General features: G+C 62.5%; 21 protein-coding genes. 14 read left to right on the top strand and 7 right to left on the bottom strand.

Annotation, left to right across the window (positions count from 1 at the left end; translation table 11 throughout):
* The first annotated feature begins 6 nt into the window (after positions 1–6).
* The 7 genes from AC07OV_RS10960 to AC07OV_RS10930 all read left to right on the top strand — a co-directional run bounded on the left by AC07OV_RS10960 (position 7) and on the right by AC07OV_RS10930 (position 9,363).
* A complete protein-coding gene (locus AC07OV_RS10960; protein ID WP_495092222.1) occupies positions 7–1,110 on the top strand; it encodes a DmpA family aminopeptidase in 1,104 nt (367 codons plus the stop codon).
* 367 nt (positions 1,111–1,477) lie between these two features.
* Entirely contained in the window at positions 1,478–2,911 is a 1,434-nt protein-coding gene (locus AC07OV_RS10955) for a serralysin family metalloprotease (protein ID WP_176998322.1), read from the top strand.
* Positions 2,912–2,959: 48 nt separating this feature from the next.
* Positions 2,960–3,328, top strand: a complete 369-nt coding sequence (locus AC07OV_RS10950; RefSeq protein ID WP_176998321.1) for a protease inhibitor Inh/omp19 family protein — start codon at positions 2,960–2,962, stop codon at positions 3,326–3,328.
* Between the two features lie 103 nt (positions 3,329–3,431).
* Positions 3,432–5,183, top strand: a complete 1,752-nt coding sequence (locus AC07OV_RS10945; RefSeq protein WP_495092221.1) for a type I secretion system permease/ATPase — start codon at positions 3,432–3,434, stop codon at positions 5,181–5,183.
* Positions 5,180–6,493 carry an HlyD family type I secretion periplasmic adaptor subunit gene (locus AC07OV_RS10940; protein WP_495092220.1) on the top strand — a complete coding sequence of 438 codons (1,314 nt, stop codon included), beginning with the start codon at positions 5,180–5,182 and terminating at the stop codon, positions 6,491–6,493. Before AC07OV_RS10945 ends, AC07OV_RS10940 begins: the two co-directional genes overlap by 4 nt.
* A 2-nt stretch (positions 6,494–6,495) precedes the next feature.
* Positions 6,496–7,824, top strand: a complete 1,329-nt coding sequence (locus AC07OV_RS10935; RefSeq protein WP_494998647.1) for a TolC family outer membrane protein — start codon at positions 6,496–6,498, stop codon at positions 7,822–7,824.
* Between the two features lie 108 nt (positions 7,825–7,932).
* On the top strand, positions 7,933–9,363 hold the full coding sequence (locus tag AC07OV_RS10930) for a polyurethane esterase (RefSeq protein ID WP_495092219.1): 1,431 nt from the start codon (positions 7,933–7,935) through the stop codon (positions 9,361–9,363).
* Here AC07OV_RS10930 and AC07OV_RS10925 read toward each other — a convergent pair whose 3' ends face one another.
* Entirely contained in the window at positions 9,364–9,639 is a 276-nt protein-coding gene (locus AC07OV_RS10925; protein WP_495092218.1) for a hypothetical protein, read from the bottom strand.
* A gap of 191 nt (positions 9,640–9,830) precedes the next feature.
* On the opposite strand from AC07OV_RS10925, the gene AC07OV_RS10920 reads away from it, so the two are divergent.
* The gene (locus tag AC07OV_RS10920; protein WP_176998315.1) at positions 9,831–9,995 is read left to right on the top strand and encodes a hypothetical protein; all 165 of its coding nucleotides are present in this window, start codon (positions 9,831–9,833) and stop codon (positions 9,993–9,995) included.
* Positions 9,996–10,045: 50 nt separating this feature from the next.
* On the opposite strand, the gene AC07OV_RS10915 is transcribed toward AC07OV_RS10920, so the two are convergent.
* Positions 10,046–10,270, bottom strand: coding sequence for a YgdI/YgdR family lipoprotein (locus tag AC07OV_RS10915; protein WP_176998314.1), 225 nt, complete (start codon positions 10,268–10,270; stop codon positions 10,046–10,048).
* Positions 10,271–10,457: 187 nt separating this feature from the next.
* Here AC07OV_RS10915 and AC07OV_RS10910 point away from each other — a divergent pair, with 187 nt between their 5' ends.
* The 3 genes from AC07OV_RS10910 to AC07OV_RS10900 all read left to right on the top strand — a co-directional run bounded on the left by AC07OV_RS10910 (position 10,458) and on the right by AC07OV_RS10900 (position 15,369).
* Positions 10,458–12,104 carry a VRR-NUC domain-containing protein gene (locus tag AC07OV_RS10910; RefSeq protein WP_494998651.1) on the top strand — a complete coding sequence of 549 codons (1,647 nt, stop codon included), beginning with the start codon at positions 10,458–10,460 and terminating at the stop codon, positions 12,102–12,104.
* Complete coding sequence (locus AC07OV_RS10905) at positions 12,101–14,356, top strand: ATP-dependent DNA helicase (RefSeq protein WP_495092217.1); 2,256 nt, start codon at positions 12,101–12,103, stop codon at positions 14,354–14,356. Before AC07OV_RS10910 ends, AC07OV_RS10905 begins: the two co-directional genes overlap by 4 nt.
* 80 nt (positions 14,357–14,436) lie before the next feature.
* The gene (locus tag AC07OV_RS10900) at positions 14,437–15,369 is read left to right on the top strand and encodes an alpha/beta fold hydrolase (RefSeq protein WP_495092216.1); all 933 of its coding nucleotides are present in this window, start codon (positions 14,437–14,439) and stop codon (positions 15,367–15,369) included.
* Here the strand turns inward: AC07OV_RS10900 and AC07OV_RS10895 are convergent.
* On the bottom strand, positions 15,332–16,798 hold the full coding sequence (locus tag AC07OV_RS10895) for a sensor histidine kinase (RefSeq protein ID WP_495092215.1): 1,467 nt from the start codon (positions 16,796–16,798) through the stop codon (positions 15,332–15,334). The two genes, AC07OV_RS10900 and AC07OV_RS10895, sit on opposite strands and share 38 nt — an antisense overlap.
* Entirely contained in the window at positions 16,795–17,505 is a 711-nt protein-coding gene (locus AC07OV_RS10890) for a response regulator transcription factor (RefSeq protein ID WP_176998308.1), read from the bottom strand. Before AC07OV_RS10890 ends, AC07OV_RS10895 begins: the two co-directional genes overlap by 4 nt.
* Before the next feature lie 231 nt (positions 17,506–17,736).
* Here AC07OV_RS10890 and msrB point away from each other — a divergent pair, with 231 nt between their 5' ends.
* The 3 genes from msrB to msrA all read left to right on the top strand — a co-directional run bounded on the left by msrB (position 17,737) and on the right by msrA (position 20,861).
* Positions 17,737–18,237: a peptide-methionine (R)-S-oxide reductase MsrB gene (gene msrB / locus AC07OV_RS10885; RefSeq protein ID WP_495092214.1), complete on the top strand. Its 501-nt coding sequence runs from the start codon at positions 17,737–17,739 to the stop codon at positions 18,235–18,237.
* A 35-nt stretch (positions 18,238–18,272) separates the two neighbouring features.
* Positions 18,273–20,033 carry a cytochrome c biogenesis protein DipZ gene (locus AC07OV_RS10880; protein WP_495092213.1) on the top strand — a complete coding sequence of 587 codons (1,761 nt, stop codon included), beginning with the start codon at positions 18,273–18,275 and terminating at the stop codon, positions 20,031–20,033.
* A 132-nt stretch (positions 20,034–20,165) separates the two neighbouring features.
* A complete protein-coding gene (gene msrA, locus AC07OV_RS10875) occupies positions 20,166–20,861 on the top strand; it encodes a peptide-methionine (S)-S-oxide reductase MsrA (protein ID WP_494998657.1) in 696 nt (231 codons plus the stop codon).
* A gap of 114 nt (positions 20,862–20,975) precedes the next feature.
* Here msrA and AC07OV_RS10870 read toward each other — a convergent pair whose 3' ends face one another.
* The 3 genes from AC07OV_RS10870 to AC07OV_RS10860 all read right to left on the bottom strand — a co-directional run bounded on the left by AC07OV_RS10870 (position 20,976) and on the right by AC07OV_RS10860 (position 23,882).
* Complete coding sequence (locus AC07OV_RS10870) at positions 20,976–21,410, bottom strand: nuclear transport factor 2 family protein (RefSeq protein ID WP_495092212.1); 435 nt, start codon at positions 21,408–21,410, stop codon at positions 20,976–20,978.
* Positions 21,411–21,518: 108 nt separating this feature from the next.
* Positions 21,519–22,469, bottom strand: a complete 951-nt coding sequence (locus tag AC07OV_RS10865) for an alpha-E domain-containing protein (protein ID WP_017253783.1) — start codon at positions 22,467–22,469, stop codon at positions 21,519–21,521.
* Positions 22,470–22,472: 3 nt separating this feature from the next.
* A complete protein-coding gene (locus AC07OV_RS10860) occupies positions 22,473–23,882 on the bottom strand; it encodes a circularly permuted type 2 ATP-grasp protein (protein ID WP_176998303.1) in 1,410 nt (469 codons plus the stop codon).
* Between the last annotated feature and the right edge of the window lie 286 nt (positions 23,883–24,168).

Here is a 24,168-nt window from a genome sequence, read left to right as displayed (position 1 = left end):
GTGGTTATGCGTGCACGTCAATTGGGCATTACCTTGGGGCTGGGTACGCCCGGCGAATTGAATGCCATCACCGATGTTCCGGGGGTGCGGGTCGGTCACAGCACCCTCAAGACGCGTGTCGACGGCAAGCACGTGCGCACCGGGGTGACGGTGGTGCAGCCGCGTGCCGGGGAGGCGCGGCTGCAACCCTGTTTTGCCGGGTACCACGTGCTCAATGGCAACGGCGATGCCACGGGCCTGGAGTGGATCAGCGAAGCCGGCCTGTTGACCACGCCGCTGGCTATCACCAACACCCACAGCATCGGCATCGTGCGCGACACCCTGATCGCCCTGGAGCGTGAGCGCCTGGCGGACCCGGCGGTGTACTGGTGCATGCCGGTGGTGATGGAAACCTACGACGGCCTGCTCAATGACATCTGGGGCCAGCACGTCAAACCCGAGCATGTGCGCCAAGCCCTGGAAAGCGCCGAAGGCGGCCCGGTGCAGGAGGGCGCGGTGGGCGGTGGCACCGGCATGATCTGCCACGAATTCAAGGGCGGCATCGGCACGGCATCGCGGCGCCTGACGACCGAGCAGGGCGGCTGGACCGTCGGCGTGCTGGTGCAGGCCAACCATGGCAAGCGCCAGGAGCTGCGGGTGGACGGCTACCCGGTGGGGCGCAGGTTGATGGACATCCCGTCACCGTTCGCGGAGCGCGGCACGCCGGGCATGGGTTCGATCGTGGTGATCATCGCCACTGACGCACCGTTGTTGCCTCACCAATGCAAGCGCCTGGCCCAGCGCGCGTCCATCGGCATTGCGCGCACAGGTGGCGGCACCGAGGATTCCAGCGGCGATCTGTTCCTGGCATTCGCCACCGGCAATACGGCGTTGCCGCCTGCCGACTACGGGCGCAAGGATTTACCCCTGAGTACCGAGCTGCACATGGTCAATAACGACCATATTTCCCCGCTGTTCAGCGCCGCCGCCGAGGCTGTGGAGGAGGCGATCATCAATGCCGTCCTGGCCGGGGAAGACATGCTCACTGACGACGGTGCGACAGTGCCGGGCTTGAAAGCCGAGACTTTATTAGAGGCATTGCGCACAACGGGCTGGAGTGTGTCCCGGTAATAGGGGGCAACTCTCATTATTATGATAACTAGTGGCTCTTTAATGTTGCCAATGACACCGTGACAATATATTGGATCCATTAATTAACGCCGCTATTAGAGTGGCGCGGCTTTAGCGGTATTTAATATTTAAATAAGGGGTGGATGTTTTTTGTCGGACAAAATCAAGTGCGCCCAGCAAATACTGGATTTGAATTGCGAGAGGTATTAGTTGGCCAGTTTTTTAAGCCGGAAATAGATGTAGACGAATGATTTCAAGTTGTGTCAGTTTTCTTACGCCTTCAAAAGAGGCGAGTGATAGGACGATCTCGCCCGCGGGGTTCCTATCGAACAAAGACTGATGCACTTGCAAACAAGGAAGTACGTTTATGTCAAAAGTAAAAGACAAAGCTATTGTATCTGCCGCGCAAGCCAGCACCGCGTACTCGCAAATCGATAGCTTCAGCCATCTGTATGACCGTGGCGGTAACCTCACGGTCAATGGCAAACCGTCCTACTCCGTGGACCAGGCAGCCACCCAGCTGCTGCGGGACGGCGCCGCGTACCGTGACGTTGATGGCAACGGCAAGATCGATCTGACCTACACCTTCCTCACCTCGGCTTCCTCGAGCACCATGAACAAACATGGCATCTCCGGGTTCAGCCAGTTCAACGCCCAGCAGAAAGCACAGGCCGCGCTGGCCATGCAATCCTGGTCGGACGTGGCCAACGTGACCTTCACCGAGAAGGCCACCGGCGGCGACGCCCATATGACTTTCGGCAACTACAGCGGTGGCCAGGACGGCGCAGCCGCCTTCGCTTACCTGCCCGGCACCGGCGCAGGCTATGACGGCACTTCGTGGTACCTGACCAACAGCAGCTACACGCCGAACAAGACGCCGGACCTCAACAACTACGGCCGGCAGACCCTGACCCACGAAATCGGCCACACCCTGGGCCTGGCCCACCCTGGCGACTACAACGCCGGGAACGGCAACCCGACCTACAACGACGCGACCTATGGACAGGACACGCGCGGCTACAGCGTCATGAGTTACTGGAGCGAGAGCAACACCAACCAGAACTTCAGCAAAGGCGGCGTCGAGGCTTACGCTTCGGGCCCGCTGATCGACGACATCGCCGCGATCCAGAAGCTCTACGGCGCCAACTACAGCACCCGCGCCGGTGACACCACCTACGGGTTCAACTCCAACACCGGGCGTGATTTCTACAGCGCTACGTCCAACGCCGACAAGCTGGTGTTCTCGGTTTGGGACGGGGGTGGCAACGACACCCTGGACTTCTCCGGTTTCACCCAGAACCAGAAGATCAACCTCAATGAGGCCTCGTTCTCCGACGTTGGCGGCCTGGTGGGCAACGTGTCCATCGCCAAGGGCGTCACCATCGAGAACGCCTTCGGCGGTTCGGGCAATGACCTGATCATCGGCAACAATGCGGCGAACGTCATCAAGGGCGGCGCCGGCAACGACATCATCTATGGCGGTGGCGGTGCGGACCAACTGTGGGGCGGTGCCGGCAACGACACCTTCGTCTACGGGGCCAGCTCGGACTCCAAGCCTGGGGCGTCGGACAAGATCTTTGACTTCACCTCGGGTTCGGACAAGATCGACCTGTCCGGCATTACCAAAGGTGCAGGCCTGACCTTCGTCAATGCGTTTACCGGGCACGCAGGGGATGCTGTACTGACCTACGCGGCAGGTACCAACCTGGGTACATTGGCAGTCGACTTCTCCGGTCACGGCGTGGCGGATTTCCTCGTCACCACCGTCGGCCAGGCAGCCGTCAGCGATATCGTGGCGTGATGTAAAGCGCGCGGCGCCTCGGCGCCGCGCACTTGGAAGGAGCTGGAAATGCCACGTTTTTCTCATTTGATCGCCTGTGTTTCACAGGTGTTGTTCGTGTCGGCAGGAGCCCACGCAATGGCGAGCAGTCTCGTTTTACCCACCACCGCGCAATTGGCCGGGCACTGGGCGTTGAAGCAGCAGGACCAGGTCTGTGCCCTTGACCTCTTGGAGCAGGCCAACGCCCTGGGCGGCGATGTGGCCTGTGCAACCCAATGGTTGGGCGACAAGCCCCTGAGCTGGTCACCGACGCCGGATGGGATCTGGCTGATGAATGCCGAAGGCACCGGCATTACCCATTTGAACCGCCAGAAAGAAGGCGAATACCAAGGGCGCACTCCGTCGGGCACCCTCCTGATATTGCAGCGCACGCCTTAGTTGTTCGTTATAAACATATAACTTGATTTTATTAGTTGGCTGTCCCCTGTTTCGGGGGTGGGCAACTATTGCGCGCAATTAGGTTCAAGGAAGATCAAAACATATGGCCAAGCCCCATGCCGTTGCGCCCTTGTTCAAGGCGCTGGGTGAATACAAGAGCATTTTGATCAGCATTGGCTGTTTCACCGCATTGATTAACCTGTTGATGCTGGTACCGTCGATTTACATGCTGCAAGTGTATGACCGCGTACTGTCCTCCCAGAATGAAACCACCCTGGTGATGTTGACGTTGATGGTCGTGGGCTTCTTTGCCTTTATTGGCACCCTGGAAGTCATCCGCAGTTTTATCGTGATCCGTATCGGCAGCCAGTTGGAGCGGCGTTTCAACTTGCGCGTCTACAAAGCCGCGTTCGAGCGCAACCTGCAACGCGGCCAGGGGCATGCCGGGCAATCCCTGGGCGACCTGACCCACTTGCGCCAGTTCATCACCGGGCCTGCGCTGTTCGCGTTCTTCGACGCGCCGTGGTTTCCCATCTACCTGTTCGTGATTTTCCTGTTCAACGTGTGGCTGGGCGTATTGGCCACGGCGGGCGCCGTGCTGCTGATCGGCCTGGCGTGCCTCAATGAATACATGACCAAGAAACCGTTGGGGGAGGCCAGTGGCTTCTCCCAGCAGTCCACGCAACTGGCCACCAGCCATTTGCACAACGCCGAGACGATTCAGGCCATGGGCATGCTCGGTGCGTTGCGCAAACGCTGGTTTGCCGTGCATTCGCAATTCCTCGGCTTGCAGAACCGGGCCAGCGATACCGGCTCGGTGATCACCTCGCTGAGCAAATCCTTGCGCCTGTGCCTGCAATCGTTGGTGCTTGGCCTGGGCGCGCTGCTGGTGATCAAGGGCGACATGACCGCCGGGATGATGATCGCCGGTTCGATCCTGATGGGGCGCGTGCTCAGCCCCATCGACCAGTTGATCGCGGTGTGGAAGCAATGGAGTTCGGCAAAGCTGGCCTACCAGCGCCTGGATGACCTGTTGCGCGAGTTTCCCCCGGAAGGTGAGCAGATGGCGTTGCCGGCGCCCAAGGGGCAGGTGAGTTTCGAGCAGGTCAGTGCCGGGCCGCCCGGGCGGCGCATGGCGACCTTGCAGCAAGTCAGCTTCAACCTGGGGGCCGGCGAAGTGTTGGGTGTGCTCGGCGCCTCGGGTTCGGGCAAGTCCACCCTGGCCCGCGTGCTGGTAGGTGTGTGGCCGACCCTGGCGGGCATCGTGCGCCTGGACGGTGCCGACATCCACCGTTGGGACCGTGACGACCTCGGCCCGCACATTGGTTACTTGCCCCAGGACATCGAACTGTTCAGCGGCAGCATCGCAGACAACATTGCGCGCTTTCGCGACGCCGACCCTGAGCAGGTGGTCAAGGCGGCTCAACAAGCCGGGGTGCATGAGCTGATCCTGCGCTTGCCCCAGGGCTACGACACCGTGCTGGGGGACAACGGCGGCGGGCTGTCGGGCGGCCAGAAACAACGGGTGGCACTGGCCCGCGCCTTGTACGGCGCGCCGCGCCTGATCGTGCTGGACGAACCCAACTCCAACCTCGACACCGTCGGCGAAGCCGCCCTGGCCAGCGCCATCGTGCAGATGAAAGCCCAAGGCAGCAGCGTGGTGCTGGTCACCCACCGTTCTTCGGCGTTGGCCCAGGCCGACAAGTTGCTGTTGCTCAACGAAGGGCGCCTGCAGGCGTTCGGGCCAAGCCAGGACGTGCTACGCGCCTTGTCCGGCCAGCAGGAAACCCCACGGGAAAAGGCCGGCGTGAGCCTCAGCCGTCAGTATCAAGCCGCAAGGAACCCAGGCGCATGAGCAGCCTTACTGTTGAACCGCGTTTTGAACAACGCGACGCACGCTTTTTTGTCCGCATGGGCTGGCTGCTGACCGTGGTCGGTGCGGGTGGCTTCTTCTTGTGGGCCAGCCTGGCGCCGCTGGACCAGGGCATTCCGGTGCAAGGCACGGTGGTGGTGTCGGGCAAGCGCAAGGCCGTGCAAACCCTCAGCCCTGGCGTGGTCAGCCGGATCCTGGTGCGCGAAGGCGAAGCGGTGAAGCAGGGCCAGCCGCTGTTCCGGCTCGACCAGACCCAGAACCAGGCCGACGTGCAATCGCTGCAGGCCCAGTACCGCATGGCCTGGGCCAGCGTCGCCCGCTGGCAGAGCGAGCGCGACAACCGTGCCAGCATTACCTTTCCCCCTGAGTTGAGCAGCGACCCCGACCCGGCGCTGGCGCTGGTGCTGGAAGGCCAACGTCAACTGTTCAGCAGTCGCCGCGAGGCGTTTGCCCGCGAGCAGGCCGGCATTCGCGCAAACATCGACGGTGCCACCGCACAACTGGGCGGCATGCGCCGTGCGCGCAGCGACCTGACCGCCCAGGCCCAATCCCTGCGCGATCAACTGAGCAACCTGCAACCTTTGGCCGACAACGGCTACATCCCGCGCAACCGCTTGATGGAATACCAGCGCCAGCTGTCCCAGGTGCAACAGGACCTGGCGCAGAACACCGGCGAAAGCGGCCGCGTGGAGCAGGGCATTCTTGAGTCGCGCCTCAAGCTGCAGCAACACAGCGAGGAGTACCAGAAGGAAGTGCGCAGCCAACTGGCCGACGCGCAATTGCGCAGCCTGACCCTGGAGCAGCAACTGACCTCGGCCGGCTTCGACCTGCAACACAGCGAGATCAATGCACCGGCCGACGGCATCGCGGTCAACCTGGGTGTGCACACCGAAGGCGCCGTGGTGCGCGCCGGCGAAACCTTGCTGGAAATCGTGCCCCAGGGCACGCGCCTGGAAGTGGAAGGGCATTTGCCGGTGCACTTGGTGGACAAGGTGGGCACCCACTTGCCCGTGGACATTCTGTTCACCGCCTTCAACCAGAGCCGCACACCGCGCGTGCCGGGGGAGGTGAGCCTGATCTCTGCCGACCAGATGCTCGATGAAAAAACCGGTGCGCCGTACTACGTGCTGCGCACCACGGTCAGCGAGGCGGCGCTGGAGAAACTCCACGGCCTGGTGATCAAGCCGGGCATGCCCGCCGAGATGTTTGTGCGCACCGGCGAGCGTTCGCTGCTCAATTACCTGTTCAAGCCGCTGCTCGATCGCGCCGGTTCTGCGTTGACCGAGGAATGAGCATGAAGCCTGTGTTCTTCGCCTTATTGCTTCTGTGCTCCAGCGCCGAGGCGGCCATGGGGCCGTTTGATGTGTACGAGCAAGCCTTGCGCAATGACCCTGTGTTCCTCGGTGCCATCAAGGAGCGCGATGCCGGCCTGGAAAACCGCACCATCGGCCGGGCCGGCCTGCTGCCCAAGCTGTCCTACAACTACAACAAAGGCCGCAACAACTCCCAGGCCACCTTGCCCGACGGGCGCGGCGGCAATTACCACGATGACCGCAACTACAGCAGCTACGGGTCCACGTTCAGCCTGCAGCAGCCGTTGTTCGACTACGAGGCCTATGCCAACTACCGCAAGGGCGTGGCCCAGGCGCTGTTTGCCGACGAGAGCTTTCGCGACAAGAGCCAGGCGCTGTTGGTGCGGGTGCTGACCTATTACACCCAGGCGCTGTTTGCCCAGGACCAGATCGACATCGCCCGCGCCAAGAAGAAGGCCTTCGAGCAGCAGTTCCAGCAGAACCGTCACCTGTTCGAGCAGGGCGAGGGCACCCGCACCGACATTCTGGAAGCAGAGTCACGCTATGAGCTGGCCACCGCCGAAGAAATCCAGGCCCTGGACGAGCAGGATGCGTCGCTGCGAGAACTGGGCGCGTTGATCGGTGTGCAAAGCGTGAATATCCAGGACCTGGCGCCGCTCAACCCGAGCTTCGCCGCGTTCGCCCTGGCACCGGCCAACTACGACAGCTGGCACGAGCTGGCGCTCAGCAATAACCCGACGCTGGCCTCCCAGCGCCAAGCGGTGGAGGTGGCGCATTACGAGGTGGAGCGTAACCGTGCCGGGCATTTGCCCAAGATCACTGCGTATGCCAGCTCACGCCAGCAGGAATCCGACAGCGGCAACACCTACAACCAGCGTTACGACACCAATACCATCGGCGTGGAAGTCAGCATGCCGTTGTACGCCGGTGGCGGCGTTTCCGCTTCGACGCGCCAGGCCAGCCGTGCCATGGAGCAGGCCGAGTACGAGCTGGAAGGCAAGACCCGCGAAACCCTGATCGAACTGCGCCGCCAGTTCAGCGCCTGTCTGTCGGGCGTCAGCAAGTTGCGCGCCTATCAGAAGGCCCTGGCCTCGGCCGAAGCGTTGGTGGTGTCGACCAAGCAAAGCATCCTCGGTGGCGAGCGGGTCAACCTCGATGCGTTGAACGCCGAACAGCAGCTCTACAGCACCCGTCGCGACTTGGCACAGGCCCGTTACGACTACCTGATGGCCTGGACCAAATTGCATTACTACGCCGGCAACTTGCGCGACACCGACCTGGCCAAGGTGGACGAAGCCTTCGGTCATTGATGTTCCGTAGGAGCCGGCTTGCCGGCGATAGGGTGTCCCGCACGCCGCAATCGCCAGCAAGCCGGCGCCCACAGTGGGGTTTGTACAACAACAAAAAGAGGCGCTGCGATGGGAATCTTCGACTATAAAAACCTCGGCTCCGAGGGCTCCAAAGCGTTGTTTGCCGATGCCATGGCGATCACGCTGTATTCCTACCACAACCTGGATAACGGCTTTGCCGTGGGCTACCAGCACAACGGCCTGGGGCTCGGCTTGCCGGCCACCTTGGTCGGTGCGCTGCTGGGCAGTACCGATTCCCAGGGGGTGATCCCGGGCATTCCCTGGAACCCGGACTCGGAAAAAGCTGCGTTGGAAGCCGTGCAAAAAGCCGGTTGGACGCCGATCAGTGCGAGCACCCTGGGTTACACCGGCAAGGTGGATGCGCGAGGCACGTTCTTCGGTGAAAAGGCTGGCTACACCACCGCGCAAGTCGAGGTGCTGGGCAAGTACGATGACGCCGGCAAGCTGCTGGAAATCGGCATCGGCTTTCGTGGCACCTCGGGCCCACGGGAAACCTTGATCAGCGATTCCATCGGTGACCTGGTCAGTGACCTGCTGGCGGCGCTGGGGCCCAAGGATTACGCCAAGAACTACAGCGGCGAGGCGTTTGGCAACTTGCTCAAGAACGTCGCTGACTATGCCAGCGCCCACGGCCTGAGCGGCAAGGACGTAGTCGTCAGCGGCCACAGCCTGGGCGGTTTGGCCGTCAACAGCATGGCCGACTTGAGCAACAACAAGTGGTCGGGGTTCTACAAGGACGCCAACTACGTTGCCTATGCGTCGCCGACCCAGAGTGCCGGGGACAAGGTGCTCAATATCGGTTATGAAAACGACCCGGTGTTCCGTGCGCTGGATGGCTCATCGTTCAACCTGTCGTCGCTGGGCGTGCACGACAAACCCCACGAGTCGACCACCGACAACATCGTCAGCTTCAACGACCATTACGCGTCGACCTTGTGGAATGTGCTGCCGTTTTCCATCGTCAACCTGCCCACCTGGATTTCCCATTTGCCTACCGGCTATGGCGATGGCATGACGCGTATTGTGGAATCCGGGTTTTACGACCAGATGACCCGCGATTCCACGGTAATCGTCGCCAACCTGTCCGACCCGGCCCGGGCCAACACCTGGGTGCAGGACCTTAACCGCAACGCTGAGCCCCACAAGGGCAATACCTTCATCATCGGCAGCGATGGCAATGACCTGATCCAGGGCGGCAAGGGCGCTGACTTCATCGAGGGCGGCAAGGGCAACGACACGATCCGCGACAACAGTGGCCACAACACCTTCCTGTTCAGCGGGCACTTTGGCAACGACCGCATCATCGGCTACCAGCCCACCGACAAGCTGGTGTTCAAGGACGTGCAAGGCGGCACCGACCTGCGTGACCACGCCAAGGTGGTCGGCGCGGATACGGTGCTCACCTTTGGTAACGACTCGGTCACCCTGGTGGGCGTGGGTCATGGGGGCCTGTGGGCCGACGGTGTGGTGATCGGCTGATCAACGCCAGTGCTGCCCCCGCCAGCCACCCCAATAGGGCCGGTGGGGGTAGCCATAGCCGTAGCCGTAGCCGTAATAGTGATGCGGGTAGTAATAGGGCCGTGGGCCGTAACCCCAATGGCCGTAATAGACCGGTGGTGGCGGTTGCTGCACCACGATTACCCGGGGAGGTTGGCGGATGATGATGGTGTCGGCAAACGCCGGCGCGCTGGCCAGGGCCGCCAGGGTCAGGGGAATGAGTAAAAGAGCGCGTACCGTTCGGGACATGAGTGCCATGGCCGTCGTTCCTCCGTTCTGCCGCCTTCGACGTTGAAGGGGCTTACCGGTTAAACGTGGGGAGAGGGGCAAATCCTTCGGTAAATAAATCTTCACTGATCAGTGGTAAATGCACCGACGGATAACCCGGGGCTCACACGTTCAATGACTACCTGCGAGAGGTTTCGCGCGTCATGTGTGAGGAATTGAGCATGTCCCGACTTCGATTGTTACTCTGCGCCGTGGTGTTGTTGGGGTTGGGCGGGTGTGCGGTGTACCCGGCTTATCCGGGGCCATGCTGCTACCGGCCGTACTACCACTCCTACTACTACCATCCCTACTATCACCCGTATTACCACCCGTACTACCGGTATTGATCGAGATGCGCTTCAACAAAAAGCCCCGCAGATGCGGGGCTTTTTCATGTTCAGTTTTCCTTGCGGACGGTGGCGACGTCGGACGCCTTGACCCGCACGTGCTTGCCGGCGATGTCGATGAACTCATAGAAACCGTCAGCGGTGTTTGTCTTGGGCAAATCCTTGGTCAGGTACTGCGTACCGTTTTGCAGCGTCACGACGGTTTGCGTTGCGCAACCGGCCAAAACCAGAAAAGTGAGTGCAACCAGCGGCAGACCCAAATTCTTCATGCTCATAACCCTACCTTTAACCTTGAAGAGACCCGCACCAGAGGGCCGCGGGCAACAAATGTTACGCGATCAATGCTTGTATCTGATCACTTTAAAACTAAAAGTTGCGCGCGCCACTTATCTATTACCGATTGCAACAACGCCTTTGGGGCGGCAATCTGTATGCATAACCAGTGTCCGAATACCCCGTGAAATGGCCAATCCCCTCGACGATCCGCTCTATTACCTGCATAACTTCCGCCAGGTGCTGCTCTGGCTGGGGCAACGTTATGCTGATTTACTCGCCCCTGACGAACAGCATTTCATTCAGCATTTTGACAGCTTGCCCCAGGCGTCCCAGGCGTTATTGGTGCGTATGGTGATGCGCAAGGGCATGCATTTTCGGGCGAGCAAACTCAATTACGTGGAAGTCGGCTGCACTCACGCGGCAACCGCACCGCTGGTGCAGTTGGGTTGGGTGGATGAGCACAGCCCCCTGACCTTTGAAACACTGTTCGCCTTGCTGCAAAAAGGCGAGGTCTTGGCAGCCTTCAAGCCGTGGATTGAGCAGCCCAAGGCCAACAAGGCCGATTGGCTCGAGGCCTTGGCCGCACAGTTCACCGAGCTTCGCAGCTTTACCCAGTGGTGTCCGCAGACCACCGATACACTGTACAGCCTCACCGTGATGGACCTGTGCGACCGCCTGCGCCTGATGTTCTTCGGCAACCTGCATCAGGACTGGTCCGAGTTCGTGCTGGCCGACCTGGGCATCTACACCTACGAAAAAGTCGAGTTCTGCGCCGAGTCCCGTGGCTTGCGCAGCCGTGACGACGTGCACGGCTACCTGTTCCTGCACGGGTGTCAGCAGGCGTTTGAAGCCGGGCTGGCACTCGACCAGGTGTTGGCTCACATCGCCACGCTGAACACCGACAACCCCTGGCTGGAAAAACGCCGCGCCAAGCTGTTGTTCCAGATCGGCCAATACTGCGAACGCAGCGCCGAGTTGGACCTGGCCGAGCAGATTTACCGGCAATGCGCCTATCCCGGTGCGCGTTCGCGGCTGATCCGCGTGCTGGAGCGCCGCGAGGACTATGCCCAGGCCATGGCCCTGGCCTGTGCCGCACAGCAGGCCCCGGAAAGCGCCGCTGAACAGCAGCACCTGTTGCGCGTGTTGCCCCGGCTGCGACGCAAGCTGGGTGAGCCACCGCTACCCAAGACCAAACCCCGGGCGGTTACCCGGCTGGATCTCGCGCTGGCGCCTCCCGATGAACTGATGTCAGTGGAATATTGCGTGCAGGCGCACCTGAGCGAGCCGGACGCGCCGGTGCATTACGTCGAGAATGGCCTGATCAACTCGCTGTTCGGCCTGCTGTGCTGGGAGGCGATTTTCGCACCCTTGCCGGGTTCGTTTTTCCACCCGTTCCAACGCGGCCCGGCAGACCTGCACAGCGAAGACTTCCACCTGCGCCGCGCCGCGCTGTTCGCCGCCTGTTTCGAGCAACTGCAGGATGAACGCTACAAGGCCACCATCCGTCAGCGCTATACCGACAAGTGGGGCATCCAGTCGCCGTTCGTGTTCTGGAACCTGCTCAGCGACGAACTGCTGGAGCAAGCCCTGGCCTGCCTGCCCGCCGAGCACCTGCGTTATTGGTTCGAGCGGCTGTTGCTGGACATTCGCGCCAACCGCGCCGGCATGCCGGACCTGATCCAGTTCTGGCCGGCCCAAAAGACCTACCGCATGATCGAGGTCAAGGGCCCGGGCGACCGTCTGCAGGACAACCAGTTGCGCTGGCTGGAGTTCTGCGGCGAATACCAGATGCCCGTGACGGTGTGTTATGTGCGCTGGGCAGAACCCGCTTGAGCTACAGCGTGGCGGTGCGCGCGCTGTGTGAGTTCACGGCCAAGGTGGGCGACCTGGACCTGCGCTTTACTCCGTCGCCCAGTGCCCAGGAAGGCATTGTCGGCCATCGCACCGTGGCCTCGCGGCGCAATGCGCACTACCAGAACGAAGTGGCGCTGGAAGGCGAGTACCTGCAACTCAAGGTACGGGGCAGGGCAGACGGCTACGACCCGGACGCCAATCGCCTGGAAGAAGTGAAGACCTATCGCGGCGACCTCGAGGCCCAACCCGCCAACCACCGGCAACTGCACTGGGCCCAGGTCAAGGTGTACGGCTGGTTGATGTGCCAGAAGCTGGGGCTCGATGCCATCGACCTGGCGCTGGTGTACTTCGACATCGTCGGCGAGGGCGAAACCCTGCTGAACCAGCATTACCCGGCCGCCGAACTGGAGGTCTTCTTCAATCAGCAATGCGCGTTGTTCCTCGGCTGGGCCACCCGGGAAATGCAGCATCGCGACGCACGCAACAGCGCAGCCACCACCTTGGCGTTTCCCCATGCCGCGTTCCGCCCCGGCCAGCGCGTGCTGGCCGAATCGGTCTACAAAGCCGCGAGCACTGGCCGTTGCCTGATGGCCCAGGCGCCCACGGGTATCGGCAAGACCATCGGTACGATCTTCCCGCTGCTCAAGGCCCTGGCGCCCCAGCAACTGGACAAGGTGCTGTTCCTCACCGCCAAGACCCCGGGGCGCAAGTTGGCCCTGGACGCGGCTCAGGTGCTGTACGACAGTCGCCCTGACTTGCCGCTGCGGGTGCTGGAACTGGTGGCGCGGGACAAAGCCTGCGAACACCTGGACAAGGCCTGTCACGGCGATTCCTGCCCGTTGGCCAAGGGCTTTTACGATCGTCTGCCGGCTGCCCGTGAGGCGGCTTCCCAGGTGCGCCTGCTCAATCAGCGCAACCTGCGCGAGGTGGCCCTGGCCCATGATGTCTGCCCCTATTACCTGAGCCAGGAAATGGCGCGCTGGACCGACCTGGTGGTCGCTGACTACAACTACTATTTCGACTTCGGCGCCATGCTCTTCGGCCTGGCCCAGCTCAACCAATGGCGTGTCGCCGTGCTGGTGGACGAGGCCCATAACCTGGTGGAACGTGCGCGCTCGATGTACAGCGCCAGCCTTGACCAATACAGCCTCAAGACCCTGCGTGACACCGCCCCCGAAGCGCTGAAAAAGCCCCTGCAACGCCTCAACCGCGAGTGGAACGCGCTGCACAAGGAACAACTGGCGCCGTATCAGGCCTACCCAACCCGGCCCGACAAACTGTTGCAAGCCTTGAATCTGTGCACCAGCGCCCTGGGAGATTACTTCAACGACCACCCCGAATCCCTCACCGGTGATCTGCAGGCGTTCTATTTCGAAGCCCTGCAATTTGCCAAGGTCGCGGAGCTGTTCAACGAACACTTCATCTTTGATATCAGCAAGCGCCAGTTCAGCGGCAAGCGCAGCAGCTCGACCCTGTGCCTGCGCAACGTGGTGCCGGCTGAATTCCTGCGGCCCAGGCTGACGGCGGCGCGCAGCAGCGTGCTGTTTTCCGCCACCTTGAGCCCACGGCACTACTACGCCGACCTGCTCGGCTTGCCGCCGGACACGGCGTGGGTCGACGTGGAGTCGCCGTTCAAGGCCGAGCAACTGACGGTGCGCATTGTCGACCAAGTGTCCACACGCTTTGCACACCGTGAGGCGTCGCTGGCGCCCATCGTCGCGTTGATCGCCGCCCAGTTCGCAAAAACGCCCGGTAACTATCTGGCGTTTTTCAGCAGCTTTGATTACCTGCAACAGGTGGCGCAGTTATTGGCCGAAACGCACCCGCAAATCCCCTTGTGGCAGCAATCACGCGGCATGGCCGAGGCCGAGCGTCAGGCGTTCCTCGACCAGTTCACCGAGCACAGCCAGGGCATCGGTTTTGCCGTGCTCGGTGGCGCCTTCGGTGAAGGCATCGACCTGCCAGGCGCGCGCTTGATTGGTGCCTTTGTCGCCACCCTCGGGCTGCCGCAACTGAACCCGGTCAATGAGCAAATGAAGCTGCGCATGGGTGCCATCTTCGGCGCCGGCTACGACTACACCTATTTGTACCCGGGCCTGCAGAAGGTGGTGCAGGCCGCCGGCCGGGTGATCCGCAGCCAGCAGGACGAAGGCGTGGTGATGTTGATCGATGACCGCTTTGGCGAGCCACGGGTGCGCCAGTTGTTGCCGCAGTGGTGGGCAGTCGGTTGACGTATTCCCGGCATCAATGATGCTGGCCTCGACCCACCCGATGCGCCAGGCTATGGCAAACCCTTCGCCAGGCTAAACCCATGAGCCAGCACACCCTTCGCGTCAACGGTATCGAGCTGAGCGTGCACATCGCCGGCCCTGAACACGGCCAGCCGGTGTGGCTGCTGCACGGTTTTCCTGAATGCTGGCATTCCTGGCGCGAGCAGATACCGGCGCTGGCGTCGGCGGGCTACCGGGTGTTCGCGCCGGAAATGCGCGGCTATGGTCGGTCGAGTTCGCCTGCCGAGATTGCCGATTACGACCTGATGACCCTGTGCGGCGATATCCAGCAAGCCATGGACCATTTCGGCCACCGCGAGGTGGTGATGGTCGGCCACGACTGGGGCGCCGTGGTGGCCTGGCACCTGGCATTACTGGAGCCCGAGCGTGTCACGCGGTTGATCACGATGTCGGTGCCGTTCGCCGGGCGTGCCCGCCGGCCAGTGATCGAGATCATGCGCGAGCTGTACGCCGACCGATTCAACTACATCCTGTACTTCCAGGCGCCCGGCGTGGCCGAACGGGAATTGAATGCTGACATCGAGCGCACCCTGCGGTTGTTCATGCAGGACCAGGACGTGTTCTTGCAGAAGAAATCCCCCGATGCCACCTTGCTCGACGGTGTCTCAACCCCCGCCACGCTGCCAAACTGGTGCCGCCAGCAAGACCTCGACGTCTACGTGCAGACGTTCACCGAGCACGGCTTTCGCGGCCCGTTGAACTGGTACCGCAACTTCGAACGCAACTGGCAGCGCACCGAAGCCCTGGCGGGCCGGCAGGTGCTGCAACCGACGCTGTTCCTGATCGGCGACCGCGACCCGGTCGGCGTGTTTGAAGCCCATACGATCAAGCGCATGCCAGATTCGGTGCCCGTGCTGGAGCAACACGTACTCCCCAACTGCGGGCACTGGATCCAGAACGAGCAGGGCGCTCAGGTCAACGCGCTGATGCTCGGGTTTCTAGGGAGAACGTAAAGGTCGCGCCATGGCCGGGGCGGTCCACCAGTTGGATGCTGCGCCCGTGCAATTGCAGGATGCGGTGCACGATGCGCAAGCCCAGGCCGCCATCCCGGCGTGCGCCGCCGATGGTGAAGGCACGCAGGAACAAGCCTTCGCGCAGCTCGGCGTCGATACCCGGGCCGCTGTCGCTGACCGTCACCGCCACGCCATGCGCCGCGCTCGCCAGCAGCACTTCCACTTCGCCATTCACCGGCGTGTGGCGCAGGGCGTTGTCCAGCAGGTTGGTCAGCACCCGTTCGATCAGGCCCAAATCCGCCAGCACCGTGGGCACCTGTGGGGGCAGGGTGGCCGTCAGGGTAATGCCCCGGGCTTCGGCGGTGAGCTCGAATTTCTGGAAGATGTCCTGCACCAGGTCGGGCAGCGAAAAGCCTTCGATCACTGGCTGCACAAAGCCATGTTCCAGGCGCACCAGTTCCAGCAGTGACTGGGCGAGCCCGCCGACCTTGCGGCTTTGGTCCAGCGCAATGCCCAGGTAACGGCGGCGTTCTTCGGGACTGAGGCTGGCGTCTTTGAGGGACAGGGTTTCCAGGTAGCCGTGCAACGAGGCCAGGGGCGTGCGCAGGTCGTGGGAGATGTTGGCCACCATTTCCCGGCGTTCCTGGTCCTGGTGAGTAATGGCGCGCCATTGTTCGCCCAGGCGGTTTTCCATCTGCACGAAGGCGTGGTCGAGCACGGCGATCTCATCGCCGCTGGTGAGTTCGGGCGTCAGCGGCGCGGGGGCTTTCGGTGCGCCGTTGATGTCGAACTGGCCGACCTTGTCGGTCAGCTGGCGCAGCGGCCGGGTGATCCAGGCGAACGCGATCAGGCCCGCCATCAGGCACAGCAGCGCGACCAGGCCGATGGACCACAGCGCGATCTTCAGCGCCATGCCGGTGGCGTCCTTGGCGTCGTACACGTCATGGGCTTCGCCCAGCAGCACCACGTAGAGGAAACCGGTTTGTTGCCCGTTGGCCTTGAGCGGTGCGGCACTGAACACTTTGCGCCCATCAACGCTGCGCGGGTCGTCGCCGAGGATCGGCAGCATGGCGCCGCTGAGGAAGCGGCGCACCGGCGTCAGGTCGACGCGATCACGCAGCAAATGCCCGCTGGGCGCGGCATTGCCGACCACACGGCCGTCGATGTCGAGCAGGTACACCTCGACACTCGGGTTGACCAGCATCAGCTGGCTGAACAGGTTGCGCACGGCGTCAGGCTTGAGGCCGTCGGCATCCATCAATTGGGTGTCACGGGCAATGTGCGCCGCCAGGTCGCGGGACAGGCCTTGCACCACTTCCAGTTCATGCATGTGGTTGGAGCGCACCTGCAACCACGCCGACGTGCCGCTGCAAATCACCAGCAACACGGCGAACACCACCGACAGGCGTTGGGTCAGCGTGAGTTTCATGGCGCGCTCTCGGCAAATTTGTAGCCGCGGCCCCACACCGTGAGGATGCGCGTCGGGTTGGCCGGGTCGACTTCGACCTTGGCGCGCAGGCGGTTGATGTGGGTATTGACCGTGTGTTCATAGCCTTCGTGGCTGTAGCCCCACACGGCATTGAGCAGGTCCATGCGCGAGAACACCTTGCCCGGCTGGCGGGCGAAAAAGTACAGCAGGTCGAATTCACGCGGGGTCAGGTCCAGGCGCTGGCCCTGCAGCGTGGCATCGCGAGTCAGCGGGTTGATGAACAGCTGGCCGAGGTCGAGGCTGCCGGCGTCCATCTTCAGGTTGCGCGCCATGGCGTCCACCCGGCGCAGCAGGGCTTTGACCCGCGCGACCAGTTCCGGCATCGAGAACGGTTTGGCCAGGTAGTCGTCGGCGCCCAGTTCCAGGCCGAGGATGCGGTGCAATTCGCTGGAGCGTGCGCTGGTGATGATGATCGGCGTGTAGCGCGCCATGGCCCGGGCGCGGCGGCAGATCTCCAGGCCGTCCACGCCGGGCAGCATCAGGTCGAGGATCAATGCATCCCAGCCGCCTTGCTCCAACAGGCCCAGGCCTTCGGTGCCGTCGGCGCTGTGCACCACCTCGAACTGCTCGTCCCGCAGGTGCAGGCAGATCAGGTCGGCAATATGGGCGTCGTCCTCGACCACCAGGACTCGTTTTGGCTGATCCATGTAGAGAAACCTTTACGTGTAGTTCGCGCATTGTGCGGGTTTTGCCACAGTGTAGTTATCACGAATTGTTTAACTCTGCGTGAGGATTCCGCGACCGTAAAAGCCGCAGCATGGCCCCACTGCCCAATGGTAGGAGCCGGCTTGCCGGCGATAGCGATCATCCTGATAGACCGCCATCGCCGGCAACCCGGCTCCTACAGGGGATCGCAATGGATCGAAGAGGGGAATGCCATGTATTCACGTCGACAAATACTGCTGGCCGGTGGCGGCCTGGGTGTCGCCGTCCTGGCCGGTGGCCTGCTCAAGCAACTCAACGTGGTCAGCGACGCTGAAGCCGCCGAAACCTTTGAGGTGAGCCACACCGAGGCCGAGTGGCGCAGCCTGCTCACCGCCGAGCAATTCGACGTACTGCGCGAGGAGGGCACCGAACGCCCTTACAGCAGCAAGCTCAACGATGAACACCGCACCGGCACCTTCGCCTGTGCCGGCTGTGCGCTGCCGCTGTTTTCCTCGGCCACCAAGTTCGACAGCCACACCGGCTGGCCGAGCTTTTGGCAGCCGCTGGACAACGCGGTCGCCAGTCACGTCGACACCTCCTACGGCGTGGTGCGCAAGGAAATCCACTGCCGGCGCTGCGGCGGTCACCAAGGGCACGTGTTCGACGACGGCCCACAACCCACCGGCCTGCGCTATTGCATGAATGGCGCCGCCATGACGTTCACGGCGGCGTAAGCCGATGTCTATTCATTCGTATAAGGGACGATCCCATGTGGCTTCTGGTTCTCGCGTATCTGGGCGGCGTGCTGACGATTGTCAGTCCGTGCATCCTGCCTGTTCTGCCTTTTGTCTTCGCTCGCACCGGGCAGCCGTTTATGCGCAGTGGCTTGCCGCTGTTAGCGGGGATGGCGGTGACGTTTGCCCTGGTGGCCTCGCTGGCGGCGGTGGGCGGCGGCTGGGTGGTGCAAGTCAATCAATACGGGCGCTGGCTCGCGTTGCTGTGCGTTGCCCTGTTCGGACTCACGCTGCTGTTGCCGCAACTGTCGGAACGGCTGACGCGCCCGTTGGTAGCGGCCGGCAGTCGCCTCTCGGAAGCCGCCGGGGCCGACGCCAAGCCGCGTCCGGGCGCTTCGTTCCTGATCGGCGTGGCCACCGGTTTGCTGTGGGCGCCGTGCGCCGGGCCAATCCTCGGCCTGGTACTCACCGGCGCGGCGCTGCAGGGCGCCAGCATCGGCACTACCTTGCTCTTGCTGGCCTACGCCGCGGGGGCTGCCACGTCCCTGGCCTTGGCGCTGCTGGTCGGCGGTAAAGTCTTTGGCTTCATGAAAAAGTCCCTGGGTGCCGGTGAATGGCTGCGCCGTGGCCTGGGGGCGTTGATGCTGGCCGGTGTGGCGGCAATCGCCCTGGGCCTGGACACCGGCGTGCTGTCGCGTTTGTCGACGGCTTCGACCGGTGGCCTGGAACAAAGCCTGGTAGATAAGCTGAGTGCCAAGCCTGAACCGAAGGGCGGGGCGATGATGGCCGGTGGCGCCATGATGATGGCCGCCAACCACAGCGACACGCTGCCCATCGAGGGTACGCTGCCGCCGCTGGACGGTGCCGTGCAATGGCTCAACAGCCCGCCGCTGACGGCCGAAGGCTTGAAGGGCAAGGTGGTGCTGGTGGATTTCTGGACCTACTCCTGCATCAACTGCCTGCGCACCTTGCCGTACGTGAAGGCCTGGGCCGAGAAGTACCACGATCAGGGCCTGGTGGTGATTGGCGTGCACGCCCCGGAGTTTGCCTTTGAGCGCGACGTGAACAACGTCACCAAGGCTATGAAGGACCTGGGCATCACCTACCCGGTGGCCATCGACAACAACTACAAGATCTGGCGCGCATTCAATAACCAGTACTGGCCGGCGCATTACTTTGCCGATGCCAAGGGCCAGATCCGTTATCACCACTTTGGTGAAGGTGACTACGCCGAGTCAGAGCGTGTGATCCAGCAACTGCTGCGTGAAACCGGGGCCAAGAATGTGGCCGGAGGCCTTATCGAGGCCGACGCCAAGGGCGTGCAACAGGCGCCGGACATGAACGAAGTGCAGTCGCCGGAAACCTACCTGGGCTTCCAGCGCGCCGAGAACTTCGTCACCACCGGCACCCTGGGCACCGACAAGGTGGTGAACTACCCGGCGGCCGGCACCCTGGCGCTGAATAACTGGACGCTGGAAGGCCAGTGGAACGTCGGCGGCCAGCAAGCCACCCTCGATCAGGCGGGTGGGCGCATCGTCTACCGCTTCCATGCCCGCGACCTGCACCTGGTGCTGGGCCCGGGCGCCGATGGCAAGCCGGTGCGGTTCAAGGTGACGGTCGACGGCCAGGCCCCGGGCGACGCCCATGGCACCGACGTGGCGCCGGATGGCAGCGGCACCGTGACCGAGCAGCGCCTGTACCAGCTGGTGCGCCAGCCAGGTGCGGTGCAGGACCGTACCTTCACCATCGAATTTCTGGACCCGAACGTATCGGCCTACGCCTTCACTTTCGGCTGAATTGAAAACCCAATCACTGTGGGAGCTGGCTTGCCTGCGATAGCGTCGGGCCAGCCGCTTCATCTGGCCCTGATGCACCGCCATCGCAGGCAAGCCAGCTCCCACAGTCGACCGTGTTCTGGAGTGATAGTGATGAAACGACTCAAGTTTTTACCGGTGCTCGCTTTCGCGGTTTTTGTCGGCCAAAGCTCGGCGTTCTCCTTCGGTGGTGCTGAAGACGCGGTGATGATCGCACCCCCCGCCCTGGACCTGCCCGCCACCTCCGGCAACCTGCAGACCGCCGTGTTTGCCGGTGGCTGTTTCTGGGGCGTGCAAGGGGTGTTCCAGCATGTGCAGGGTGTGAAAAACGCCGTGTCCGGCTACGACGGTGGTGCGGCGAGTACCGCGCAATACGAGACCGTCAGCGGCGGCGATACCGGGCATGCCGAATCGGTGTCGGTGACCTATGACCCGAGCCAGGTCAGCTATGGCAAGCTGCTGCAGATCTACTTCTCGGTGGCCCACAACCCCACCGAGCTGAACCGCCAGGGCCCGGACAGCGGCACCCAATACCGCTCGGAAATCTTTGCGCAGAACGCCGAACAGCAGAAAGTCGCCCAGGCGTATATCGCCCAGCTGGACGCGGCCAAGGCCTTCGACAAGCCGATCGTGACCAAAGTGGAAACCGGCAAGGCGTTTTACCCGGCGGAGTCCTACCATCAGGACTTTCTCACCGAGAACCCGTCTTACCCCTACATCGTGATCAATGACCTGCCGAAGGTAGCGCAGCTGAAAAAACTGTTCCCCGACCAATACCGCGCAGAACCGGTCCTGGTGAAAAACCAATAACCACCACCGCCACCCGTAGGAGCCGGCTTGCCGGCGATCGCAATCTTTCAGCCAATAAATCATTGACTGATCAACCGCCATCGCCGGCAAGCCGGCTCCTACAGGTGGGCGATTTTAGGCCTGGGATTTGGCCTTGGCCAGGTACGGTGCCAGGCGTCGACCCATTTCCTCACCCAAAGCCTGCAACCCGCTCAACGGGCGGACCATCACTTCAAACTCAATGATCTGCCCTTGCTCGTTGAAGCGAATCAGGTCGATGCCCTTGAGCTGCTTGTCGCCCACCCGGGCGCTGAACTCCAACACCACGCTCAGGCCATCGCCGGTCGCCAGTTCACGGTGGTAGGTGAAGTCTTCGAACACCTTGATCACGGTGTTGAGGATCATCGACACCACGGGCGCGCCAGGGTAGGGCGTGTGGGCCATGGGCGAGCGAAACACCGCGTCGGCGGCCAGCAGCTCGGGCAGGGACTTGAGATCACGGGCGGCCAGCATGGCGTGCCAACGTTGCAGGGTTTGGGCAGCAGCGGGGGTGAGGGTCAGTTCGGACATGCTCTGTACCTGTTCTTATGGTGGGAAGGCGTTGCACCTGCCCAACATAAGAGCGGTATCAAAGAGCGGTCAATCACCTGAATTGACAGTTAAGTAACCCAATTGCACTCACACCACTTCCAGGTAAGAGCTGTGAATGGCCCGTGCCAGTTCGCGCACGGTGTCGATGAAGTCGGTGAGGCGGCTGTGCAGGCCGTCTTCGAGGATTTCGTCGATCCCGGTGTAGCGCAGCCGCGCTTCGAACTCGGCGGCCAGGCGTTGGGCGGTGCGTCCGTAGCTGCCGGGCAGGTCGGCAAGGATGTGGCTCAATTCCTCAATGCAGGCGTGCAACGAGCGCGGTACATCACTGCGCAGCAGCAACAATTCAGACACCGACCGCGCGTTCAACGCATTCGGGTACAGCTCGGTGTAGGCCTCGAACGACGACAACGCCCGCAGCAGCGCGCTCCATTGGTAATAGCCGCGTGCCGACAGGTCGCTGACTTCTTCCGATTCCTCGCCAAACATCTCGTAGCGCGCATCGAGCAGGCGCAGGGTGTTGTCCGCTCGCTCGACAAAGGTGCCCAGGCGAATGAAGCGATAGGCGTCATTGCGCATGATGGTGCCGGAGGTGGCGCCGCGAAACAGGTGCGAGCGCTGCTTGACCCAGTCACAGAAGTGGCTGATGCCATGCCGCGCCAGGCCGCCGGCGGCGATGCTGCGCATTTCCAGCCAGGTGGCGTTGAGGTTTTCCCACATGTCGGCGGTGATGCGCCCGCGTACCGCGTGGGCGTTGCCCCGGGCGGCGCGCAGGCAGTTGTAGATGCTGGCGGGGTTTTCTTCGTCGAGGGCGAAGAAGTGCAGCATGCGTTCGGCGTCCAGCTGCTTGTGGCGTTCCAGGTAGCTGTCGAGGGTGCCGCTGCTGAGCAACGACATGGCCAGCTCATCCAGGCCATCGCTGCGCCCGGCCTGGGGCATCAGCGACAGCGAATAACTGACTTCGAGCATGCGTGCCAGGTTCTCGGCACGCTCCAGGTAACGGGACATCCAGTACAGATCTGCGGCGGTTCTACTCAACATGATTCAGCCCTCCACCACCCAGGTGTCCTTGGTTCCGCCGCCCTGCGACGAGTTGACGATCAACGAGCCTTCCTTCAGCGCCACGCGGGTCAAGCCGCCCGGCACCAGGCGGGTTTCCTTGCCCGACAGCACGAAGGGCCGCAGGTCGATATGCCGGGGGGCGATGCCGTTTTCGACAAAGGTAGGGCAGGTGGACAGGCTCAGGGTGGGCTGGGCGATGTACGCGTGTGGGCGCGCCTTGATGCGTTGGCGGAAGTCCTCGATCTCGGCCGCCGTGGACGCCGGGCCCACCAGCATGCCGTAGCCACCGGAACCCTGGGTTTCCTTGACCACCAGCTCCGGCAGATGGGCCAGCACATGGGACAGTTCATCGGGCTTGCGGCACTGGAAGGTCGGCACGTTTTGCAGTACCGGTTCTTCGTCCAGGTAGAAGCGGATCATTTCCGGCACGTATGGATAGATCGATTTGTCGTCGGCCACCCCGGTGCCAATGGCATTGGCCAGCACCACATTGCCCGCGCAATAGGCGGCGACCAGGCCGGGCACGCCGAGCATCGACTCGGGGTTGAACGCCAGCGGGTCGAGGAAGGCGTCGTCGATGCGCCGGTAGATCACGTCCACGGCCTTGGGGCCGTCGGTGGTGCGCATGAACACTTTGAGGTCCTGCACGAACAGGTCGGCGCCTTCCACCAGTTCCACGCCCATTTCCCGGGCCAGGAACGCATGTTCGAAGAACGCACTGTTGAAACGACCCGGCGTGAGCACCACCACATTGGGGTTATCCAGGCGGCTGGAGCTTTTCAGGGTCTTGAGCAGCAGGTTGGGGTAGTGGTCCACCGGCGCGATACGCTGCTTGGCGAACACTTCGGGGAACAGGCGCATCATCATCTTGCGGTCTTCGAGCATGTAGCTCACGCCGCTGGGCGTGCGCAGGTTGTCTTCGAGCACGTAGTAGGTGCCATCACCGTCACGCACCAGGTCGACGCCCGAGATGTGCGAGTAGATGTCGCGGTGCAGGTCCAGGCCCACCATGGCCTTCTGGTAACCCTCGTTGCCCAGCACCTGGTCGGCAGGGATGATCCCGGCCTTGATGATGCGCTGGTCGTGGTAGATGTCGGCGAGGAACATGTTCAGTGCGTTCACGCGCTGGATGCAGCCGCGTTCGATCACGGCCCATTCACTGGCGGGGATGCTGCGGGGGATGATGTCGAAGGGGATCAGGCGCTCGGTGTCTTGTTCGTCGCCATACAAGGTGAAGGTGATCCCGGCCCGATGGAACAGCAAATCGGCTTCGCGGCGCCTCTGGGCCAGCAGTTCCGGCGGCGTATTGGCCAGCCAGCGGGAGAAATCCTGATAATGCGCGCGGCATACGCCTTGCGCGTCATTCATTTCGTCAAAGAAAGATCGAGCCATTCCAGTACCTTGTCAGTGCCGAGGGAAGCCTGGGTGGCACTGCCGCTTTAAAAACCGCATTTTTTATGAGCCCGTGGCTGAGGGTGCCACTGGGCCTGGTCCTTACTTTCTTATGGGGTGGGCTCTGGGTCGGGGGGTAACGAATGCTCCTGTTTCCGGGCAGATGAATGGATAAAGCAATGCTTGTGCCGAAACGGCGTTTCAGGCGTCGTTTACCGGTGGGCGGGCGACAACGGTTGTGCAGGAGCACGGGGGGGGGGGGGGGGGGGGGGGGGGGGGGGGGGGG

The sequence above is a fragment of the Pseudomonas sp. GW821-FHT09A09 genome (assembly GCF_059418405.1).
Note: the sequence above shows the minus strand (reverse complement) of the source record. Positions and strands in the feature narration are given on the sequence as shown.